Genomic DNA, 19,723 nt, shown 5'->3' on the forward strand with positions numbered 1-19,723 from the left:
GGCTTGCCCTGTTAACCTGACCGCGCGAATCGGGTCCTGGGAGGGACAATGGAGCAGGAGCTGCTCTGGCGCGGGGGGATCTTTCTGGGTGTCCTGGCCCGGATGGCGGCGCTGGAGGCCTGGCTGCCGCGCCGCGTCCGCAGCCTTGACCGCAGCCGGCGCTGGCCGACGAACCTGGGCCTGACGGTCTTGAACACGCTGGCGTTGCGGGGGCTGGCCATCGCCCTGCCGCTTCTGGCGATCGGGGCGGCGCTGGATGCCGAGGCGCAGGGCTGGGGTCTCTTCAACCGGCTGGACTGGCCCGCATCGGTCGAGCTGGTCCTGGCCGTCCTGATCCTCGACCTCGCGATCTGGGCGCAGCACCTGGTGACGCACAAGGTGCCGCTGTTCTGGCGGTTCCACCGGGTCCATCATGCCGACCGCGACATGGACGTGACCACGGGTTTCCGCTTTCACCCGGTGGAGATCCTGGCCTCGATGGGGTTGAAGATCGGGCTGGTCTATCTGCTGGGGCCTGCGGCGCTGGCGGTGCTGGTCTTCGAGATCATGCTCAGCGCCACGGCGCTGTTCAGCCATTCCAACCTGGCGCTGCCGGCGCCGGTGGACCGGGTGCTGCGGCTGGTCCTGGTGACGCCCGACATGCACCGGGTGCATCATTCGGTGCACCGGGCCGAGCATGACAGCAATTACGGCTTCTGCCTGTCGCTTTGGGACCGGATTTTCCGCACCTATGTGCCAGAACCGAAGGCGGGACATGACGGGATGACGGTGGGGCTGCAATGGCAGGACGACAGACCGGCGCGGCTGGGGTGGCTTCTGGCGCTGCCCTTCTTCCGGCGCTGACCGCGCGGATCGAGGCAGAGCGGCTGGAGGTCCTGGGCGGCTTTGCCGTGGAGCCGGAAGAGGAAGGTTTTCCGGCGGGGACGCGGACGCTTCTCTTGCTGGGGCCGAGGGAGCCGGGGTTCTGGGCGCATCTGACGGCGCAGCCGGAATGGGGCGGGCCCGATCCGGTGGACCGCTGGTCGCGCCGCGTGATCGGGCGGATCGCCTGCGACCTCGGGGCCAAGGCGCTGTTTCCCTTCGGCGGGCCGCCCTGGCATCCGTTCTACCGCTGGGCCTTGCGGACGGGGCGGGTCTGGGACAGCCCGGTGCGGCTTCTGGTCCATGCCGGGCAGGGGCTGATGGTCAGCTTTCGCGGCGCGCTGGCCCTGCGCGAGGCGGTGGATGTGCCGCCCGCGGTGGCAAAGCCGTGCGAGACCTGTGCGGCGCCCTGTCTGTCTGCCTGTCCGGCAGGGGCGCTGACCGGGGAGGGGTATGATGTGCCGGGGTGCCATGCCTGGCTCGACCGGGCCGAGGGGGCGGAATGCATGGCGGGCGGCTGCCTCGTGCGCCGCGCTTGCCCGGTGTCGCAAAGCTATGCAAGACTGCCGGAACAGTCGGCCTATCACATGGGGCAGTTCCACCGATGAAGCGGTTGATCCTGACGCGGCACGCGAAATCGTCGTGGGACGATCCGATGACCCCCGACCACGACCGCCCGCTGAACGAGCGCGGCAAGGCGGCGGCGGCGGACCTGGGGCAATGGCTCGCCAGCCGCGACTATGTGCCTGGCGAGGTCTTGTGTTCCGACGCCTTGCGCACACGAAAGACGTTCTCCGGTATCGCCCCGGCCCTGCCGGCAACGACGGTGCTGGAACTGAAACCCGCGCTCTACCATGCCGGGCCGGATGTGATGATGGCGGTCCTGCGCCATGCCAAGGCCGACGTGGTGATGATGATCGGCCACAATCCCGGCATCGCCGAGTTCGCCGCGCGCCTTGTCGCGCATCCGCCCGCGAACCCGGAATTCCACCGCTATCCCACCGGGGCGACGCTGGTCGCCGATTTCGACGTGGAGGACTGGGCCAAGGTCGCCTTCGGCACCGGCGTCGTGGTGGATTTCGTCGTCCCGCGCGAGATCGTGGTCTGAGCGTCTGACCCTGGGCGAGGCGGCCGCCTCGGGGGCCATCGAGGCCCCGCTCGGCGGCGGGCCTCTGGCGGGAGTATTTGGGAAAAGGGCAAGCCATGGTCGGGCAGGGACCGGGCACTATCTTTCGCCTCGGTTTTTCGGAGGCGGGCATGCGGGCTTTGGTGGTGGGGGCTTCGGGCGGGATCGGCGGGGCGCTGGTGGCGGCGCTGCGGGCGCGGGGGGGGGAGGTCACGGCGCTGTCGAGGTCGGGCGAAGGAGTGGATGTGACGAATGAGGCCTCCGTGGCGGCGGCGCTGGGTGCGCTGGAGCCGGGGTTCGATCTGGTGGTGGTGGCGACGGGGACGCTGGTCATCGGCGGGGTCGGGCCGGAAAAGACCCTGCGGGCGGTGACGGCGGAGGGGCTGGCAGCGCAGTTCGCGGTCAATGCCATCGGGCCGGCGCTGGTGATGAAGCATACGCTGCGGCTGTTGCCGAGGGACCGGGTGTCCCGGCTGGCGGTGCTCTCGGCGCGGGTGGGATCGATCGGGGACAACCATCTGGGCGGCTGGTACGGCTATCGGGCGGCGAAGGCGGCGCTGAACCAGCTGGTGCGGACGGCGGCGGTGGAGGCGAAGCGGACGCATCCCCTGTCGGTCTTCGTGGCCCTGCATCCGGGGACGGTGGAGACGGGCCTCGCGCCTGCCCTGCGGGCCGGGCATCCGTCGGTTCCGGCGGAGGTGGCGGCGGGGAACCTGCTGGCGGTGCTGGAGGGGCTTGGGCCGGAGGATTCGGGAGGCTTCTACGACTGGAAGGGCGAGGTCGTGCCGTGGTGAGGCTGGGCCTGGTGCTGGGGGACCAGTTGAGCCCCCATGTCGCGGCGCTGAAGGCGGCCGACAAGGCGCGGGATGTCGTCGTGATGGCCGAGGTCATGGGCGAGGGGACCAGCGTCCCGCACCATCCGCAGAAGATCGCGCTGATCCTGTCCGCAATGCGAAAATTCGCGGCGGGTTTGGAGCGCGAGGGGTGGCGGGTCGCCTATTCGCGGCTTGATGATCCTGGAAACAGTCAGACCATTTCTGGTGAACTGTTGCGCAGAGCGGCAGAGTTTGGCGCATCGGAGGTGCTGGCGACGAAGCCGGGGGAATGGCGGGTGTTGCGGGACCTGGGGGACCTGCCGCTGCCGGTGACGGTGCTGGAGGACGACCGGTTCCTCTGTTCCGAGGCGGAGTTCGCGGCCTGGGCCGGGGGCCGCAAGCAGCTGCGGATGGAGTGGTTCTACCGCGAGATGCGGCGGAAGACGGGCCTGCTGATGGAGGGGGACCAGCCGGCCGGGGGCCAGTGGAATTTCGACCACGACAACCGGAAGCCGGCGAAATTGGACCTTTTGCGGCCGCGGCCCCGGGATTTCGCGCCGGATGCGGTGGTGGAGGAGGTGCTGGGGCTGGTGGAGGCGCGGTTTGCCCATTTCGGGCGGCTGCGGCCGTTTCGCTGGGCGACGGATCGGGCGGGGGCCCTGGCGGCCCTGGCCGAGTTCGTGGCGGAGCGGTTGCCCCGGTTCGGCGAGGAGCAGGATGCGATGCTGGAGGGGGAGGCTTACCTCAGCCATGCGGTGATCTCGCCTTACCTCAACATCGGGCTTCTGGGGCCGATGGAGGTGTGTCGTGCGGTCGAGGCGGCGTGGCAGGCGGGCCGTGTGCCGATCCAGGCGGCGGAAGGGTTCATCCGGCAGGTGATCGGCTGGCGGGAATATGTGCGGGGGATCTGGGCGCTGAAGGGGCCGGCCTATCTGGAGGGCAACGCCCTGGGCCATTCCCGCGCCCTGCCGGCGGTCTATTGGGGGGGCACGACGGGCATGGCCTGCATGAAGGCGGCCGTCGGGCAGACACGGGACCTGGCCTATGCGCATCATATCCAGCGGCTGATGGTGACGGGGAATTTCGCGCTCCTGGCCGGGGTCACTCCGAGCGAGGTGCATGAGTGGTACCTGTCGATCTATGTCGATGCCTTCGAATGGGTGGAGGCGCCGAACACGCTGGGGATGAGCCAGTTCGCGGACGGGGGGCTTCTGGGGTCGAAACCCTATGTCTCGTCCGGGGCCTATATCGACCGGATGTCGGATTACTGCGGGGGGTGCCGGTATCGGGTGAAAGAAAAGGTGGGCGAACGGGCCTGTCCTTTCAACCTGCTCTACTGGCATTTCCTCGACCGGCACCGAGCGCGGTTTGAGGCCAATCCGCGGATGGCGCAGATGTATCGGGTCTGGGACGGGATGCCGGAAAGCCACCGGCAGGCGGTGCTGGCCGGCGCCGACGGCGTGCTGGCCCGGCTGGACGCCGGAGCGCCGGTCTGAGGCGGCGCTGCCTCCGGCGGGAGTATCTGGATGAAGGGCAAGCGCAGGGCCGGGGGCTTCGGGATCAGTCGAAGAAGCCGGCACCCGCGCGGGCCAGAAGTTCGTCGGCCAGGGCGCGGCCGATGTCTGCGCCCTGGCGAACCGGGCCGCGCCGGTCGCCGGCGACCGCGGCGCTGCCGTCGGGGCGCAAGATCTCGCCGCGCAGCCAGAGGCTGTCGCCCTCGATCACCGCCAGGCCCGCGATGGGGGTTTCGCAGGATCCGTCGAGCCGGGCGAGGAAGGCGCGTTCGGCCGCGAGGCGCAGGCCGGTTTCCGTGTCGTGGATGTGGGACAGCAGCGCGGCGGTGCGGGCATCGGCAAGGCGGCGTTCGACCCCGATCGCGCCCTGGGCGACGGCGGGCAGCATCTCCTCGGGTGCTATGGCAGAGCGGGCGACCTCGGTCATCCCGAGGCGGGTGAGGCCAGCCATGGCAAGGAAGGTGGCATCGGCCACGCCCTCGTCGAGCTTGCGCATCCGGGTCTGGACGTTACCGCGGAATTCCACGAGCTGCAGGTCGGGGCGGCGCAGCGCGAGTTGGGCGCGGCGACGCAGGGAGGAGGAGCCGACTGTGGCGCCCTGGGGCAGGTCGTCGATGGAGGCGTAACGCGGCGAGACGAAGGCATCGCGCACGTCGGCGCGGGGGAGGTAGCAGTCGAGGATCAGGCCCTCGGGCTGCACCGTGGGCATGTCCTTCATCGAATGGACGGCGATGTCGATGGAGCCGTCGAGCAGCGCCTCCTCGATCTCGCGGGTGAAAAGGCCCTTGCCGCCGATCTCGCGCAGGGCCTTGTCCTGGATCTGGTCGCCGGTGACCTTGATGACCACGATCTCGAAGGCATCCTCGGGCAGCGCGAAGGCGGCCATCAGGCTGCGGCGCGTCTCGTGCGCCTGCCAGAGGGCGAGGGCCGAGCCTCGGGTGCCGATCTTGAGGGGACGCGCGGGGGTGGGCAGATCATCGCTCATGCGCCAAGGCTTAACCCTGTCAGGCCAGGCTTACAACTCTTGACAAGCCGGGCGGGGCAGCGGACGCATGGTCCGACACGGAAAGGACTTCCCATGACCAAGACGATCCTGCGCGCGCTGAGGGGCGAGGTGCTGCCCACCCCCCCGATCTGGATGATGCGCCAGGCGGGCCGCTACCTGCCGGAATACCGCGAGACGCGGGCGAAGGCGGGGGATTTCCTGTCGCTCTGCTATACGCCGGAGCTGGCCGCCGAGGTCACGTTGCAGCCGATCCGCCGCTTCGGGTTCGACGCCGCGATCCTGTTTGCCGACATCCTTCTGCTGCCGCAGGCGCTGGGCCCGAAGCTGTGGTTCGAGACGGGCGAGGGGCCCCGGATGGAGACGACGGATACGCCCGGACAGGTGGCGAACCTGAAGCCCGTGGAGGCGATCCACGAGACGCTGGCCCCGGTCTACGAGACGGTGCGGATCCTGGCGCGCGAGTTGCCGAAGGAGACGACGCTGATCGGCTTTGCCGGCGCGCCCTGGACGGTGGCGACCTACATGATCGCGGGCCGGGGCTCGAAAGACCAGGCGGCTGCGCATGCGCTGAAGGATCAGGACCGGGCGACCTTTCAGGCGCTGATCGACCGGATCGTCGAGGCGACGGTGGAATATCTCTCGGCGCAGATCGAGGCCGGGGCCGAAGTGGTCAAGCTGTTCGACAGCTGGGCCGGCAGCCTGAAGGGGCAGGATTTCCGCGACTTTGCCGAGGCGCCGGTGGCTCGCATCATCGCTGGCGTCAAGGCGCGGCATCCCGGCGTGCCGGTGATCGCCTTCCCGCGCGAGGCCGGGCAGGGCTACATCGGCTTTGCGCATCGGACAGGGGCGGATTGCGTGGCGATCGACAATTCGGTCAGCCCGGAATGGGCGGCGGCGAATGTGCAGATCGACGGCTGCGTGCAGGGGAACCTTGCACCCGAGCACATGGTGACGGGCGGGCAGGCTCTGGTGGCGGCAACGCGGCATGTGGTGCGCGCCTTCTCGAAGGGGCCGCATATCTTCAACCTGGGCCACGGGATCACGCCGGACGCGAATCCCGACAATGTGCAGTTGATGATCGACACGGTGCGGGGCGGCTGACCGGCCGCTTGCCGTCCAGGTGACGACACGTCCGGCCTGCGGGCGTTGCAGGGCGGCAGAACCATCCGGTGCCCCCGTTGCGCGGCATTAGCCGCCACGGGCAGTGGCAGGACAGCTGAGGCCGCTGCAACGCCGGCGCCGGCCGCCGACGTGCCCATGGGCCGGGCCGGCGGGACAAGATGCCGTGCGATCCGGGACGCGAGGGCACGTCGCGCGCGGGGCTGCCGGCCGTGCCGCGGTGGGCCTCCTCGCGGGTTGGCGAGGAGGAGACGCAGTCGAACGACGAGCGGGTCGGTCAGGCGTGGATCGCGCCGTCGCCGCAGGCGAGCGCGGCCTCGCGCACGGCCTCGGACCAGGTGGGGTGCGCGTGGCAGGTGAGCGCGAGGTCCTGCGCCGAGGCGCCGAACTCCATCGCCACGCAGACCTCGTGGATCAGGTCGCCCGCGGCCGGGCCGATGATGTGGCAACCGAGGATGCGGTCGGTGGCGGCGTCGGCGATCAGCTTGACGAAGCCTTCGGCCTGGAACACGGCCTTGGCGCGGGCATTGCCCATGAAGGGGAATTTTCCGACCTTGTAGGCGCGGCCCGCCTCTTTCAGCTGTTCCTCGGTCTGGCCCACCGAGGCCACCTCGGGCGTGGTGTAGATCACGCCGGGGATGACGCCATAGTTCACATGGCCATGCTTGCCCGCGAGGACCTCGGCCACGGCCATGCCTTCGTCCTCGGCCTTGTGGGCGAGCATGGGGCCTGCGACGCAATCGCCGATGGCATAGAGGCCGGGGATGTTGGTCTGCCAGTGCGCGTCGGTCTTGATCGTGCCGCGGGGGCCCATCTCGACCCCCAGCGCCTCGAGCCCGAGGCCGGCGGTGTAGGGCTTGCGGCCGGTGGCGACGAGGACGATCTCGGCGTCCAGGCTGGCCTCGCTGTCGTTCTTCCGCAGCTTGTAGGCAACGGTCGCGCCGCTGGCGGTTTTCGTGACCGACTGGACGGCGGCGCCGAGGACGAATTTCAGGCCCTGTTTCGTCAGGATGCGCTGGAAGGTCTTGGCGACCTCGGCGTCCATGCCGGGGGTGATGGCGTCGAGGTATTCGACCACGGTCACTTGCGTGCCGAGCCGGGCATAGACCGAGCCCATTTCAAGGCCGATGACGCCCGCGCCGATGACGACCATCGACTTCGGCGGCTTGGCCAGCGTCAGGGCGCCGGTGGAGGTGACGACGGTTTCCTCGTCCACCTCGACGCCGGGGAGGGACGAGGCCTCGGACCCGGTGGCGATGACGATGTTCTTCGCGCTGTGGATGTCGTCGCCGACCTTGACCTGGCCGGGGGCGGGGATCGTGGCCCAGCCCTTCAGCCAGGTGACCTTGTTCTTCTTGAACAGGAACTCGATCCCCTTGGTGTTGCCGGCGACGACATCGGCCTTGTAGGCCTGCATCTTCGCCCAATCGACGGTGGGGGCGGCGCCCATGAGGCCCATCTTCTCGAAGTTCTCGTGCGTCTCGTGCAGGAGGTGGGTGGCATGCAGAAGCGCCTTCGAGGGGATGCAGCCCACGTTCAGGCAGGTGCCGCCGAGCGTGTCGCGCCCCTCGACGCAGGCGACCTTCTGGCCAAGCTGTGCGGCGCGGATCGCGGCGACATAGCCGCCGGGGCCGGCGCCGATGATGATGGTGTCGAAATCTGCCATGGGTCGGGTCCTTTGGGTTCGGTCGGAGCCGGGGGTTTCACACCCCCGGACCCCCGTGGGATATTTGGGGACAGATGAAAGGGTCAGACGAGGGCGGCCACGATCATCGTCAGGGTTGCGAAGAAGCCTACCGCCCAGATGGCCGAGCGCCAAGGGCGCCAGCCGGCGGCATAGGCCGGGATGTAGAGCACGCGCGCCGCGAGATAGGTCCAGGCGGCATATTGCGTGAGCGGGGTGGACTGGTTGCCGAGGGTCACGACGACGACGGCGAGGGTGAAGAGGATCAGCCCCTCGAAATGGTTGTTCATCGCGCGTTGCAGCCGGCCGGTGAGCGGAGAGAGCGGCCGGGGCGGCGGGGTGTCGCGGGGGCCGGAGGTGTAGCCGGTGCCGAGTTCCAGGTTCGCGGGGATGGCGAAGAGGTGGAACTGCACGGCCTGCAGGAGGCCGGCCAGCGCGAGGGCGGTCAGTTCGGGGGTCATGCGGCGCCTTTCGTGATCTCGCGGATGCGGTCGGGGGTGAGCGCGGCGGCACGCGTCCGGAACCAGGCGCGGCAGTCGGCTTCGGCCTCGCCCATGCCCGGCAGGGCGCGGAGGCGGGCGAGTTCGGCCTCGACCTCGGGCCAGCGCAGGAGGATCGACCGGTCCTGGCACTCGTTGCGGTTGGCCTGGCGGTGCCAGGTGCCGTTCAGGCGGTACTTGGCATGGCGTTCGCCGGTGCCGAGGCCGCGGTCGTTCTTCAAGAGGAACACGTCGGTCGAGCGGGTCGCGTAGTGGTTCACCTGCGCGCCGCCCTTGAGGGCAAGGTCGGCCGGGTGATAGCGCGCGCGGGGCGGGCCGAGGAGCGTGTCGGGGGCCAGCGCCTCGCCTGCCGCATTGACCGCGACGGGGGCGGGGATGCGGGGGTCGCAGGGCTGGTGTTCGGAGGCATGGCCGAAGTCTCGGAAGCGGTAGAGCGACTTGAACTTCACGGTGGCCGGGTCGGGGGCTGTTTCGCAGGCGGTGAAGGCGCGCAGCGTCTCGCCCGGCCAGGTCGCATGGCCGTTGTCGCCGAAGAACCGCCAGGGCAGGGCCACGGCATGCGCCGCGCCGGCGCGGGCGGCGAGGTCGGCGACCGGCGCGGCGCCGGGGGCGAGGTTCAGGGACTCGTCGCTGTCGGGATGGGCAACCCGTTGCGCCGGGCTGTCCGCCACGTGCCGGTGCGCACGGCGGATGCCCGCGTCCTGCGGCGAAGCGCCGGGGGTGACGGGGTTCGGCAGGTGCTCCACCGCGCCGTGCCGCGCGAGGAGGTCGAGCAGGCGGTCGGAGCCGTCCTTGCAATCGTTGGTGCAGACGACGATCGGGCCGAAGCCGATCACGCGGTGACAGGTCAGCCATTCGAGGAGGTGGATCCCCTCGTTCCGCATGCAGGACATCAGCGCGACGGGGGCCGGGGTCATGGGAAGACCTGCGGGAGCCTTTGGCCGAGGAGGGTGAAATCGAACTGGGCGAGGCGGGTCTGCCAGTCGGTATGGGTGTCGCAGAGGCCCTTGATGGAAGCCCAAGGGGTTTCGGGGCCGGGCATCAGGGCGGCGGGCGCGGCGGAGCTGGTGAAGGCGGCGATGGCCTCGGGCGGAACCTTGTTGGCGGTCAGTATGGCGGTGGCGTCGGTCACGTCGCGCTGCCAGCTGTCGGCGATCCGGGCGTGGAGGGCGGGGTCGAGGGCCGAGCAGGTCAGGAACACGCGGTGTTCGGTGATGGCCTGGCTGAGGAGGATGTCGGCGGCGGGGGTACCGGTGGGGATGACCTGGGCGGCGGCTGGGGTGGAAAGCGTGATGGCGAGGGCCAGCGCGAGGCCCCCCACCCCCATCCCCTCCCCACGGCGGGGGAGGGGAGGCGCTTTGGGCCGGGGCGTGGGGATGGGGCGGGGCATGTGGGGTTTGGGAGGCCGGTTGGGGGTGGCGTAGGGTGCGGCTCACAGCGCACCGTCGGAAGGTGCGCTGTAGCGCACCCTACTCCAGGTTATTGTTGGCAGTTTTCCAAGGGAGTGATTTCATCGTTGGTGATGGCATAGGTTCTTAACTGGCCTTCGTTCATTATGCGGGCCATCATCAACCTGTAGGAAAACGTTCCAGAATCGCCACGGCAGGTGACGTCGAACAGAAATGCATCCATGCCCCTGACCGATGTCGGCTCTTCCATGACGCAAGTCTCTTCACAGGTGAAGAAACTGTTACCGGTGATGGGCACAGGCCCCGTGCATCCGTTCCCGGGAAAGCAGAGGCCGTCGTAGCTCTGCGCTGATGCTTGCAGGCCGACGACAACGACTAACGCTGGTGTCAGAAGAAGTCTCATCATCCGAAGCCTCAAGTACAAGGTTATATGGCTGTCGGGGCAGACCCCGCCCTACGCATCACCATAGGCCGGGGTTCACACTGGCTCCGCTCACAAATCCATCAGCAGCCGACGCGGGTCCTCCAGTGCCTCTTTCACTCGGACGAGGAACGTCACTGCCCCTTTGCCGTCCACGATCCGGTGGTCGTAGCTCAGCGCCAGGTACATCATCGGGCGGATGACGATCTGGCCGTTCACGACGACGGGGCGGTCCTGGATCTTGTGCATGCCGAGGATGCCCGACTGCGGGGGGTTGAGGATGGGCGACGACATCAGCGAGCCGTAGACGCCGCCGTTCGAGATGGTGAAGGAGCCGCCCTGCATCTCGGCCATCGACAGTTTCCCGTCGCGGGCGCGGACACCCAGTTCGGCGATCTTCTTTTCGATGGCGGCGAAGCTCATCTGGTCGGCGTCGCGGACCACCGGGACGACGAGGCCCGAGGGGGTGCCGACGGCGACGCCCATGTGGACGTAGTTCTTGTAGACGATGTCCTGGCCGTCGATCTCGGCGTTGACCTCGGGGACTTCCTTCAGCGCGTGGCAGCAGGCCTTCACGAAGAAGGACATGAAGCCGAGTTTCACGCCGTGCTTCTTCTCGAAGGCGTCCTTGTAGGTGTTGCGCAGCTCCATGATGCCGGACATGTCGACCTCGTTGTAGGTCGTCAGCATCGCGGCGGTGTTCTGCGCGTCCTTCAGGCGGCGGGCGATGGTCTGGCGCAGGCGGGTCATGCGGACCCGTTCCTCGCGCGCGGCGTCATCGGCGGGGACGGGGGCGCGGGGGATGGCAACCGGAGCCGGAGCCGGGGCGGAGGCGGCAGGGGCCGGGGCGGCGACGGCGCGGGCGACGTCTTCCTTCATGATCCGGCCGTCACGGCCGGTGCCCTGGACCTGATCGGGGGAAAGCCCTGCCTCTGCCATGGCCTTCCTGGCGCTGGGCGCGTCTTCCACCGATTTCGTGGCGGGTGCGGGCTTCGGCTCCTCCTTCGGTGCGGGCGCCTCGGTCTTCGCGGGGGCCGCAGCCGCCGCGCCTTCGGTCACGATGGCAAGACGGGCGTTGGCGGCCACCGTGGTGCCCTCGGGCGCGAGGATCTCGGCCAGGACGCCGGCGACGGGCGAGGGGACCTCGACCGAGACCTTGTCGGTTTCCAGTTCGCAGAGCATCTCGTCCTGCTTCACCGCATCGCCCGGCTTCTTGAACCAGGTCGAAACGGTGGCCTCGGACACGGATTCGCCAAGGGCGGGAACCATCACGTCAGTCATTTCAAAGTCTCCGGTCTTTCCGAGGTCAGTTCAGGCCAAGGGCCTGGGCGACGAGGGTTTCTTGTTCATGCTTGTGGCGGGAGGCGAGGCCCGTGGCGGGCGAGGCCGATGCCTTGCGGCCGGCATAGGACATGCGGGTGGTCTTGCCGCGCACCCTGGTCAGGATTGCCTCCATCTCGGGCTCGATGAAGGACCAGGCTCCCTGGTTCTTCGGTTCTTCCTGGCACCAGACGAATTCGGCCTTCGGGAACCGGGCGAGTTCCTGGCCGAGCGAGATCGTCGGCACGGGGTAAAGCTGTTCCACACGCAGCAGATAGACATCGTCCAGCTTCTGCGCATCGCGTTCGGCCAGAAGATCGTAATAGACCTTGCCCGAGCAGAGGACGACACGCTTGATCTTGTCGTCGGCCTTGAGTTTCAGGGTCGAATTGCCCTTCTGCGCGTCGTCCCAGAGGACGCGGTGGAAGGTGGAGCCGTCGGTGAAGTCCTCGGCCCGGCTGATGCACATCGGATGGCGCAACAGCGACTTGGGCGTCATCAGGATCAGGGGCTTGCGGTAGGTCCGGTGCAGCTGGCGGCGCAGGATGTGGAAGTAGTTCGCCGGCGTCGTGCAGTTGGCGACGATCCAGTTGTCCTCGGCACTGAGTTGCAGGAAGCGTTCGAGGCGCGCGGAGGAGTGTTCCGGGCCCTGGCCCTCGAAGCCGTGCGGCAGGAGGACGACAAGGCCAGACATCCGCAGCCATTTCGATTCCGACGAGTTGATGAACTGGTCGAACATGATCTGCGCGCCATTGGCGAAATCGCCGAACTGGGCTTCCCAGAGCGTCAGCGCGTTCGGTTCGGCCAGCGAATAGCCGTATTCGAAGCCGAGGACCGCGTATTCCGAGAGCATCGAGTCGATGACCTCATACCGCGCTTGCCCCGGACGGATGTGGTTCAGCGGGTAGTGGCGTTCCTCGGTGGTCTGGTCGATCCAGCCGGAATGGCGCTGGCTGAAGGTGCCGCGGGTGCAGTCCTGGCCGGCAAGGCGGACGGGGAAGCCTTCGAGCTGGAGTGAACCGAAGGCCAGCGCCTCGGCCGTGGCCCAGTCGAAGCCTTGACCTTTTGCAAACATTTCCCGCTTGGCTTCCAGCTGGCGGGCCACGGTCTTGTGGATATCGAACCCTTCCGGCACGCGGGTCAGGGCGGCGCCGATCTCGGCCATGGTCTCGGCCTTGATCCAGGTTTCGCCGCGTTGATAGTTGTTCAGGTCCTTGGTCTGGAGATTCTTCCAGCGCCCGTCCAGCCAGTCGGCCTTGTTCGGCAGGAAGGCCTTGCCGGCCTCGAATTCCTCGTTGAGCCGGGCCTGGAAGGCGGCCTTCATGTCCTCGATCTCGCCGGCCGAGATCAGCCCGTCGGCCACCAGCCGTTCGGTGTAGAGCTGAAGCGTCGTCTTCTGCTTGCGGATGCGGTTGTACATCGCCGGGTTGGTGAACATCGGCTCGTCGCCTTCGTTGTGACCGAAGCGGCGGTAGCAGAAGATGTCGATGACCACGTCCTTGTGGAACTTCTGGCGGAACTCGGTGGCGACCTTGGCGGCATGGACCACGGCCTCGGGGTCGTCGCCGTTGACGTGGAAGATCGGCGCCTCGACCATCAGCGCGATGTCGGTCGGATAGGGCGAGGTGCGGCTGAAGGCGGGCGCGGTGGTGAAGCCGATCTGGTTGTTGACGATGATGTGGATGCAGCCCCCTGTCCGGTGGCCCTTGATGCCCGACAGTTGCAGGCATTCCGCCACGACACCCTGGCCGGCAAAGGCCGCGTCGCCGTGCAACAGCACCGGCAGCACCGCGATGCGTTCGGCCTGATCGTTCAGCTGGTCCTGCTTGGCCCGCGCCTTGCCCAGCACGACAGGGTTCACGGCCTCGAGGTGCGAGGGGTTCGCGGTCAGCGAGAGGTGGACCTTGTTGCCGTCGAACTCGCGGTCGGACGAGGCGCCGAGGTGGTATTTCACGTCGCCCGAGCCGTCCACGTCCTCGGGCTTGTAGGAGCCGCCCTGGAATTCGTGGAAGATCGCGCGGTAGGGCTTCTGCATCACGTTGGCGAGGATGTTCAGCCGCCCGCGGTGCGGCATGCCGATGATGATTTCCTTCACCCCCAGCGCGCCGCCGCGCTTGATGATCTGCTCCATCGCCGGGATCAGCGCCTCGCCCCCGTCAAGGCCGAAACGCTTGGTGCCCATGTACTTGACATGCAGGAACTTTTCGTAGCCCTCGGCCTCCACGAGCTTGTTCAGGATGGCCTTGCGCCCCTCGCGGGTGAACTGGATTTCCTTGCCGTAGCCCTCGATCCGTTCCTTCAGCCAGGAGGCCTGTTCGGGGTCGGAGATGTGCATGTACTGCAGCGCGAAGGTGCCGCAATAGGTGCGTTTCAGGATGTCGATGATCTCGCGCATCGAGGCGTGCGTCAGGCCCAGCACGTTGTCGATGAAGATCGGCCGGTCCATGTCGGCCTCGGTGAAGCCGTAGGAGGCGGGGTCGAGCTCGGGGTGGTTGCCGCGTTCGGTGAGGCCCAGCGGGTCGAGATCTGCGGCGAGGTGGCCGCGGATCCGGTAGGCGCGGATGATCATGAGCGCGCGGATGGAATCCAGCACGGCGCGCTGGATCTGGTCTTCGGTCAACTGGACGCCCGCCTCGGCGGCCTTGACGGCGATCTTCTGGCCGGCGGCCTTCGCCTCCTTCGCAGGGGGCGAGGCCGCCCATTCGCCGGTCAGCGCGGCGGTCAGGTCGTCGGCGGGCTGCGGCGGCCAGTCGGCGCGCGCCCAGCTGGGGCCTTGCGCGGCGCGCTTGGCGTCGATCTCGCTGTCGCCGAGGGCCTTGAAGAATTCGGCCCATTGCGGGTCGACCGAGTTCGGGTCCTGCGCATGGCGAGCGGCGAGCTGGTCGACGTATTCGGCATTGGCCCCGTCGAGGAAGGACGAGGCGGTGAAGGCGGCGGTGGGGGATTGGTCGGTCATCGCGCGTTTCCTGTTGGGGCGGGGCTACCGCCGAGGGAAAGGCGGGGCGTCCCCCGCCCTGGTCCAGTTCAGCCCTTGATCGCTTTCAGCACGGCTTCGCCCAGGCCTGCGGGGCTGTCGGCCACGACGATCCCGGCGGATTTCATCGCCTCGATCTTCGATCCCGCGTCGCCCTTGCCGCCCGCCACGATGGCGCCGGCGTGGCCCATGCGGCGGCCTGGGGGGGCGGTGCGGCCGGCGATGAAGCCGGCGGTGGGCTTCCAGCGGCCGCGCTTCCTTTCGTCGGCGAGGAACTGGGCGGCTTCCTCTTCGGCCGACCCGCCGATTTCCCCGATCATGATGATCGAATGGGTGTCGGGGTCGGCGAGGAACATTTCCAGCACGTCGATGTGTTCGGTCCCCTTGATCGGGTCGCCGCCGATGCCGACGGCGGTGGTCTGGCCCAGGCCCACGTCGGTGGTCTGCTTCACGGCCTCATAGGTAAGCGTGCCGGAGCGCGACACAACCCCGACCGAGCCCTTGGAGAAGATCGAGCCCGGCATGATGCCGATCTTGCATTCGCCGGGGGTCAGGACGCCGGGGCAGTTCGGGCCGATGAGCCGCGACTTCGAATTTATGAGCGCGCGCTTCACTTTCATCATGTCGAGGACCGGGATGCCTTCGGTGATGCACACGATCAGCGGCACTTCGGCGTCGATGGCTTCGAGGATCGAGTCGGCGGCGAAGGGCGGCGGCACGTAGATCGCGGTCGCATCGGCGCCGGTTTTGGCGACGGCCTCGTGGACCGAGTCGAAGACGGGGAGGCCGAGATGCTCGGTCCCGCCCTTTCCGGGGGTCACGCCGCCGACCATTTGCGTCCCATAGGCGATGGCCTGTTCCGAGTGGAAGGTGCCCTGGGAGCCGGTGAAGCCCTGGCAGATGACGCGGGTGTTCTTGTTGACGAGAACGGACATGAGCTTCAGCCTTTCACCGCTTTGACGATCTTCCGGGCAGCATCCGACAGGTCGTCGGCTGCGATGACGTTGAGGCCCGAGTCGTTGATGATCTTCTTGCCCAACTCGACGTTGGTGCCTTCGAGCCGCACCACCAGCGGGACCTTGAGGCCGACTTCCTTGACCGCCGCGATCACGCCCTCGGCGATGATGTCGCAGCGCATGATGCCGCCAAAGATGTTGACGAGGATGCCCTTCACGTTCGGGTCCGAGGTGATGATCTTGAAGGCCTCGGTCACCTTCTCCTTGGTCGCACCACCGCCCACGTCGAGGAAGTTTGCGGGTTCCGCCCCGTAGAGCTTGATGATGTCCATGGTGGCCATGGCAAGGCCGGCGCCGTTGACCATGCAGCCGATCTCGCCATCAAGCGCGATGTAGTTCAGGTCGAACTTCGACGCGGCGAGTTCCTTGGGGTCTTCCTCGGTCTCGTCGCGCAGGGCGGCGATGTCGGGGTGGCGGTAGATCGCATTGCCGTCGAAGCCCATCTTCGCGTCCAGCAGTCGCAGCGAGCCATCCTTGAGGACGCAGAAGGGGTTGATCTCCAGCATGTCCATGTCCTTGTCCAGGAACAGCTGGTAGAGCTTCTTCACGATCTGGACGCATTGCTTGACCTGCGCCCCGGTCAGCCCCAGCGCAAAGGCCACGCGGCGACCATGGAAGTCCTGCAGGCCCGTGGCCGGGTCGATGGTGAAGGTGTGGATCTTCTCGGGCGTGTCGTGGGCCACGTCCTCGATCGACATGCCGCCCTCGGTCGAGGCGACGATCGAGATGCGGCTGGATTTGCGGTCGATCAGGAAGGCCAGGTAGAATTCCTTGTCGATGTCCGAGCCGTCCTCGATGTAGATGCGGTTCACCTGCTTGCCCGCCGGGCCGGTCTGGACGGTGACGAGCGTGCGGCCCAGCATCTGGCGGGCGAATTCGGCGGCCTCTCCGACGCTGCGGGCCAGGCGCACGCCGCCCTTCTCGCCGGCCTCGGGCTCCTTGAAATGGCCCTTGCCGCGGCCCCCGGCATGGATCTGCGCCTTCACGACCCACAGCGGCCCGTCGAGTTCCCCCGCGGCGGTCTTGGCGTCCTCGGCCTTCAGGACGACACGGCCGTCACTGACCGGTATGCCGTAGCTGCGCAGAAGCTCTTTCGCCTGGTATTCGTGGATGTTCATGGAGCGCCCCTTCACGGCCGGGATTGGTCAGGCGTCTTCTGGCACGGGTTGGCGGTCTGGCCAAACGGCAAATGCCTGTAATGCCGGCAGAATGCCGAGAAAATGAACGATGTGATCACGGCTTTCAAATGTGTGATCACATGCTGGAAACGTGTGATCACATGGTGGCGGTAACGCCAGAACAGTCTGCGAATCACCCCTGGAGTGGCCAGATTGACAAGGGGCGGCCGGCTTGCGAAGCCTTCCCGGACCAAGGAGGAGAGCATCATGCCGCGCCCAAGCGCCAACGACATCACCCAGGACAGCCTGCCGAAGATCAGCCACGGGCGCGGGGTCTATCTGTGGGATGTCGAGGGGAAGCAATACATCGACGGCTCGGGCGGGCCGGCGGTGTTCTCGATCGGGCACGGCGACCCCCGGGTCAACGCGGCGGTGGCCGGGCAGATGGAGAAGGTCGCCTACGGCTACCGCTATCTCTTCACCACCGACCCGCTGGAGGAGATGACCGAGATCATCCGGCAGGCCACGGGGCTGGCAGACATGGTCTATACCACCTCGGGGTCCGAGGCGGTGGAAAGCGCGGTGAAGATCGCGCTGCAATACCATTACGACAGGGGCGATCCGAAGCGGGTGAAGTTCATCGCGCGGAAGCGGTCCTGGCATGGGAATACGCTGATGGCGACGGCCTTGTCGGGGTTCGAGGAGCGGCAGCGCGCCTTTGCGGGCGCCTTGCCCCAGGTCGGGCGGGTGAGCGCGGCCAATGCCTACCGGCTGCCGGAGGGGGTGAGCCGCGAAGGGCTGGTGGCGCATCTGGCCGCCGAGTTGGAGGCAGAGATCCTGCGGCTGGGGCCCGAGACGGTGGCGGCCTTCATCTTCGAGCCGGTGGTGGGCGCGGCCGGCGGAGCGCTGCCCGCGCCGGAAGGCTATGGCAGGGCCGTGGCCGAGGTCTGCCGGCGGCACGGCGTACTGGTCATCTGCGACGAGGTGATGTGCGGCTCGGGCCGCACCGGGGTCTGGCGCGCCTCCGAGGAGGACGGGATCACCGCCGACATCATCACCGTGGCCAAGTCGCTGTCGGGCGGCTATCTGCCGCTGGGGGCGGCGGTCTACACGGCCGAGATCGCCGAGGCGATGGCGAAAGGCCACGGCGGGCCGCTTACGGGACACACCTACACCGGGCACACGGCCTGCCTTGCGGCGGGTGTGGCGGTGCAGAAGATCGTGCGAGAGGAGGGGCTTCTGGCCCGCATCCGCGACAAGGGCCCGCGCTGGCAGGCCGACTTGCGGGCGCGGATGGCGCATCTGCCGCAGGTCGGCGATGTGCGGGGGCGCGGCTATTTCATCGGGGTCGAGATCGTGGCGGATCCCGAGACGAAGGCTCCGTTCGACGTGGCGCTGGGCGTCAACGGCCGGATCCGCGCCGAAGGGCTGCGGCGGGGCCTGATCTGCTATCCCTCGGGCGGCAACGTGGATGGCGCGGCGGGGGATACGGTGATCCTTGCGCCGCCGTTCAATGCGACGGATTCCGAGCTGGACGAGATCGCCGACAAGCTGGTCGCAACGCTGGAAACGGTGATCGCCGGTCTGCCCGGCTGATGGTGGTCAGTTCAGGAAGACCGCGAACAGCATCGCGTCGCCCTGGATGAAATCCTCGAAGTCGCGCCAGGACTGCAACGACATCAGCGGGCCCTTCTCGGCATAGGGCAGCAGGCCCTCGCCCTGGATGAAGGTGACCAGGTCGATGGCGGGCGGGTCGTCGAAGGCGCGTTTCAGGTTGATCCCAGCCTCGGCCCCGAAGCGCCAGTGCGGGAGCAGCACCTCGCCTTTGAGCACCTTCTCGGCGTCGGCCAGCACCGCCTGCCAGCGTTCGCCGGTGCCCGGGGGCATCCTGAGGCCAAGGCCGGAAACCTGGGTATCGTTCGGGACCCATTCGCCGGTGTCGTCGGTCTCCATCTCCACCAGCGACCAAAAGCGGCGGTTCTCGCGGATCATCGACAGGAAGTGATTGTGGGCGTCCTGCGCCAGCGCGCGGTCGGGCCTGTTCGACAGGGCGTGCAGGATCATCGCCGCGCGGTCCACCTGGCGGCCGAACATCATGTCCATCGCGTTGCGGGGCGGCGTGGTGCCCCACAGGGCGTAGATCGCCTTCGACGAATCGATCACCCGCTGGATCGCGGGTTCGGGGTCGTATGCCAGAGCGGTCGAGGCGAAGCCGGACAGGAAATGGGTGTAGGCCGACAGCCATGCGGCGTCGGCGGTGTCGAAGGTGATGACCGGATCCTCGACCCGGACGCCCATGCCGCGACCGCCGCCGAGGGCCATGCCGGTGACTTCGGCGAGGCTTTCTCCGGCTTCGCGGGTGCCGTTGGCGTTGATGTCGAACCAGAGGTCGCTGATGCGGACCGGCAGCGAAAACTCCTGGTCGCCAAGCTGCGCCAGGGCCGTGCGGGCAGCGTCCATGTCGGCGTCGAGGTTGCGGATGAGGGCGGTGAAGTCGGCGGCCTGAAAGGGGATGGCGTCGGGGTTCTCGGGGATCGGCAGGCGGAGGATCGGGAGTTCGGACCAGTCGGCCTTGACCCCGGTCTTCCAGCGCAACTGCAGGGCTTGTTCGACGCCGCCGAGGAAGTGGAGACCAGCCAGCGCGAAGAGCTCTTCGCTGGTGGGGGAGGGGAGCGCAGCGAGGCGGGTTTCGGTCGCCTGCAGGCCGGTGCGGGCGATTTCCTCGGAGATCGTCTCGGCGGTGGCCGGGGTGGCGAGGAGGAGGGCGAGGGCGAGGGTGCGCATGGGGGACTCCGGATTCCGCACAAGTGTGGGCGGGCCTGCGGCGCGGCGCAAGGTGG

The 19,723-nt window shown here is 67.9% G+C and carries 19 protein-coding genes; 7 read left to right on the plus strand and 12 right to left on the minus strand.

Features of this window, described 5'->3' with window-relative positions:
• The first annotated feature begins 48 nt into the window (after positions 1–48).
• The 5 genes from FL625_RS06395 to FL625_RS06415 all read left to right on the plus strand — a co-directional run bounded on the left by FL625_RS06395 (position 49) and on the right by FL625_RS06415 (position 4,298).
• The gene (locus tag FL625_RS06395) at positions 49–843 is read left to right on the plus strand and encodes a sterol desaturase family protein (RefSeq protein ID WP_149587817.1); all 795 of its coding nucleotides are present in this window, start codon (positions 49–51) and stop codon (positions 841–843) included.
• Positions 780–1,469 carry a ferredoxin gene (locus FL625_RS06400; RefSeq protein ID WP_200833896.1) on the plus strand — a complete coding sequence of 230 codons (690 nt, stop codon included), beginning with the start codon at positions 780–782 and terminating at the stop codon, positions 1,467–1,469. Before FL625_RS06395 ends, FL625_RS06400 begins: the two co-directional genes overlap by 64 nt.
• Positions 1,466–1,969: a SixA phosphatase family protein gene (locus FL625_RS06405; protein WP_149587818.1), complete on the plus strand. Its 504-nt coding sequence runs from the start codon at positions 1,466–1,468 to the stop codon at positions 1,967–1,969. Before FL625_RS06400 ends, FL625_RS06405 begins: the two co-directional genes overlap by 4 nt.
• Positions 1,970–2,118: 149 nt before the next feature.
• A complete protein-coding gene (locus FL625_RS06410; protein WP_149587819.1) occupies positions 2,119–2,781 on the plus strand; it encodes an SDR family NAD(P)-dependent oxidoreductase in 663 nt (220 codons plus the stop codon).
• Positions 2,775–4,298: a cryptochrome/photolyase family protein gene (locus FL625_RS06415; protein ID WP_149587820.1), complete on the plus strand. Its 1,524-nt coding sequence runs from the start codon at positions 2,775–2,777 to the stop codon at positions 4,296–4,298. Before FL625_RS06410 ends, FL625_RS06415 begins: the two co-directional genes overlap by 7 nt.
• Positions 4,299–4,362: 64 nt before the next feature.
• Here FL625_RS06415 and hemC read toward each other — a convergent pair whose 3' ends face one another.
• On the minus strand, positions 4,363–5,301 hold the full coding sequence (hemC, locus tag FL625_RS06420) for a hydroxymethylbilane synthase (RefSeq protein WP_149587821.1): 939 nt from the start codon (positions 5,299–5,301) through the stop codon (positions 4,363–4,365).
• Between the two features lie 93 nt (positions 5,302–5,394).
• Between hemC and hemE the strand changes: the two genes are divergently transcribed.
• Entirely contained in the window at positions 5,395–6,423 is a 1,029-nt protein-coding gene (gene hemE / locus FL625_RS06425) for a uroporphyrinogen decarboxylase (protein WP_149587822.1), read from the plus strand.
• Between the two features lie 295 nt (positions 6,424–6,718).
• On the opposite strand, the gene lpdA is transcribed toward hemE, so the two are convergent.
• The 10 genes from lpdA to FL625_RS18060 form a co-directional block, all read right to left on the minus strand.
• The gene (gene lpdA / locus FL625_RS06430) at positions 6,719–8,107 is read right to left on the minus strand and encodes a dihydrolipoyl dehydrogenase (protein WP_149587823.1); all 1,389 of its coding nucleotides are present in this window, start codon (positions 8,105–8,107) and stop codon (positions 6,719–6,721) included.
• Positions 8,108–8,190: 83 nt separating this feature from the next.
• Positions 8,191–8,586 carry an MAPEG family protein gene (locus FL625_RS06435; protein WP_149587824.1) on the minus strand — a complete coding sequence of 132 codons (396 nt, stop codon included), beginning with the start codon at positions 8,584–8,586 and terminating at the stop codon, positions 8,191–8,193.
• Complete coding sequence (locus FL625_RS06440; RefSeq protein WP_149587825.1) at positions 8,583–9,542, minus strand: glycosyltransferase family 2 protein; 960 nt, start codon at positions 9,540–9,542, stop codon at positions 8,583–8,585. The genes FL625_RS06435 and FL625_RS06440 overlap by 4 nt, the downstream gene beginning before the upstream one ends.
• Entirely contained in the window at positions 9,539–9,946 is a 408-nt protein-coding gene (locus tag FL625_RS06445; protein WP_149587826.1) for a hypothetical protein, read from the minus strand. The genes FL625_RS06440 and FL625_RS06445 overlap by 4 nt, the downstream gene beginning before the upstream one ends.
• A 158-nt stretch (positions 9,947–10,104) precedes the next feature.
• Positions 10,105–10,437, minus strand: coding sequence for a hypothetical protein (locus FL625_RS06450; protein ID WP_149587827.1), 333 nt, complete (start codon positions 10,435–10,437; stop codon positions 10,105–10,107).
• 90 nt (positions 10,438–10,527) lie between these two features.
• Complete coding sequence (gene odhB / locus FL625_RS06455) at positions 10,528–11,736, minus strand: 2-oxoglutarate dehydrogenase complex dihydrolipoyllysine-residue succinyltransferase (RefSeq protein WP_235019338.1); 1,209 nt, start codon at positions 11,734–11,736, stop codon at positions 10,528–10,530.
• A 25-nt stretch (positions 11,737–11,761) separates the two neighbouring features.
• Complete coding sequence (locus tag FL625_RS06460; protein WP_149587828.1) at positions 11,762–14,731, minus strand: 2-oxoglutarate dehydrogenase E1 component; 2,970 nt, start codon at positions 14,729–14,731, stop codon at positions 11,762–11,764.
• 68 nt (positions 14,732–14,799) lie between these two features.
• A complete protein-coding gene (gene sucD, locus FL625_RS06465) occupies positions 14,800–15,684 on the minus strand; it encodes a succinate--CoA ligase subunit alpha (RefSeq protein ID WP_149587829.1) in 885 nt (294 codons plus the stop codon).
• Positions 15,685–15,689: 5 nt separating this feature from the next.
• The gene (gene sucC / locus FL625_RS06470) at positions 15,690–16,883 is read right to left on the minus strand and encodes an ADP-forming succinate--CoA ligase subunit beta (RefSeq protein WP_149587830.1); all 1,194 of its coding nucleotides are present in this window, start codon (positions 16,881–16,883) and stop codon (positions 15,690–15,692) included.
• Positions 16,884–16,894: 11 nt separating this feature from the next.
• A complete protein-coding gene (locus FL625_RS18060; protein ID WP_160147740.1) occupies positions 16,895–17,152 on the minus strand; it encodes a hypothetical protein in 258 nt (85 codons plus the stop codon).
• Between FL625_RS18060 and FL625_RS06475 the strand changes: the two genes are divergently transcribed.
• Positions 17,151–18,479 carry an aminotransferase class III-fold pyridoxal phosphate-dependent enzyme gene (locus FL625_RS06475; RefSeq protein WP_149587831.1) on the plus strand — a complete coding sequence of 443 codons (1,329 nt, stop codon included), beginning with the start codon at positions 17,151–17,153 and terminating at the stop codon, positions 18,477–18,479. The two genes, FL625_RS18060 and FL625_RS06475, sit on opposite strands and share 2 nt — an antisense overlap.
• 6 nt (positions 18,480–18,485) lie before the next feature.
• On the opposite strand, the gene FL625_RS06480 is transcribed toward FL625_RS06475, so the two are convergent.
• The gene (locus FL625_RS06480; RefSeq protein ID WP_149587832.1) at positions 18,486–19,667 is read right to left on the minus strand and encodes a hypothetical protein; all 1,182 of its coding nucleotides are present in this window, start codon (positions 19,665–19,667) and stop codon (positions 18,486–18,488) included.
• Positions 19,668–19,723: the final 56 nt, after the last annotated feature.

It is taken from the genome of Tabrizicola flagellatus, assembly GCF_008271465.1.
GTDB classification, from domain to species: domain Bacteria; phylum Pseudomonadota; class Alphaproteobacteria; order Rhodobacterales; family Rhodobacteraceae; genus Tabrizicola; species Tabrizicola flagellata.

Excerpts from the sequence above, each read along its gene's own strand:
- FL625_RS06450 (WP_149587827.1), bottom strand. The coding sequence starts at position 10,437 with ATGAGACTTCTTCTGACACCAGCGTTAGTCGTTGTCGTCGGCCTGCAA.
- hemE (WP_149587822.1), top strand. The coding sequence starts at position 5,395 with ATGACCAAGACGATCCTGCGCGCGCTGAGGGGCGAGGTGCTGCCCACC.
- sucC (WP_149587830.1), bottom strand. The coding sequence starts at position 16,883 with ATGAACATCCACGAATACCAGGCGAAAGAGCTTCTGCGCAGCTACGGC.
- FL625_RS18060 (WP_160147740.1), bottom strand. The coding sequence starts at position 17,152 with ATGATGCTCTCCTCCTTGGTCCGGGAAGGCTTCGCAAGCCGGCCGCCC.
- hemC (WP_149587821.1), bottom strand. The coding sequence starts at position 5,301 with ATGAGCGATGATCTGCCCACCCCCGCGCGTCCCCTCAAGATCGGCACC.
- odhB (WP_235019338.1), bottom strand. The coding sequence starts at position 11,736 with ATGACTGACGTGATGGTTCCCGCCCTTGGCGAATCCGTGTCCGAGGCC.
- FL625_RS06440 (WP_149587825.1), bottom strand. The coding sequence starts at position 9,542 with ATGACCCCGGCCCCCGTCGCGCTGATGTCCTGCATGCGGAACGAGGGG.
- FL625_RS06395 (WP_149587817.1), top strand. The coding sequence starts at position 49 with ATGGAGCAGGAGCTGCTCTGGCGCGGGGGGATCTTTCTGGGTGTCCTG.
- FL625_RS06460 (WP_149587828.1), bottom strand. The coding sequence starts at position 14,731 with ATGACCGACCAATCCCCCACCGCCGCCTTCACCGCCTCGTCCTTCCTC.
- lpdA (WP_149587823.1), bottom strand. The coding sequence starts at position 8,107 with ATGGCAGATTTCGACACCATCATCATCGGCGCCGGCCCCGGCGGCTAT.
- FL625_RS06435 (WP_149587824.1), bottom strand. The coding sequence starts at position 8,586 with ATGACCCCCGAACTGACCGCCCTCGCGCTGGCCGGCCTCCTGCAGGCC.
- FL625_RS06405 (WP_149587818.1), top strand. The coding sequence starts at position 1,466 with ATGAAGCGGTTGATCCTGACGCGGCACGCGAAATCGTCGTGGGACGAT.
- sucD (WP_149587829.1), bottom strand. The coding sequence starts at position 15,684 with ATGTCCGTTCTCGTCAACAAGAACACCCGCGTCATCTGCCAGGGCTTC.
- FL625_RS06400 (WP_200833896.1), top strand. The coding sequence starts at position 780 with ATGGCAGGACGACAGACCGGCGCGGCTGGGGTGGCTTCTGGCGCTGCC.
- FL625_RS06475 (WP_149587831.1), top strand. The coding sequence starts at position 17,151 with ATGCCGCGCCCAAGCGCCAACGACATCACCCAGGACAGCCTGCCGAAG.
- FL625_RS06480 (WP_149587832.1), bottom strand. The coding sequence starts at position 19,667 with ATGCGCACCCTCGCCCTCGCCCTCCTCCTCGCCACCCCGGCCACCGCC.
- FL625_RS06410 (WP_149587819.1), top strand. The coding sequence starts at position 2,119 with ATGCGGGCTTTGGTGGTGGGGGCTTCGGGCGGGATCGGCGGGGCGCTG.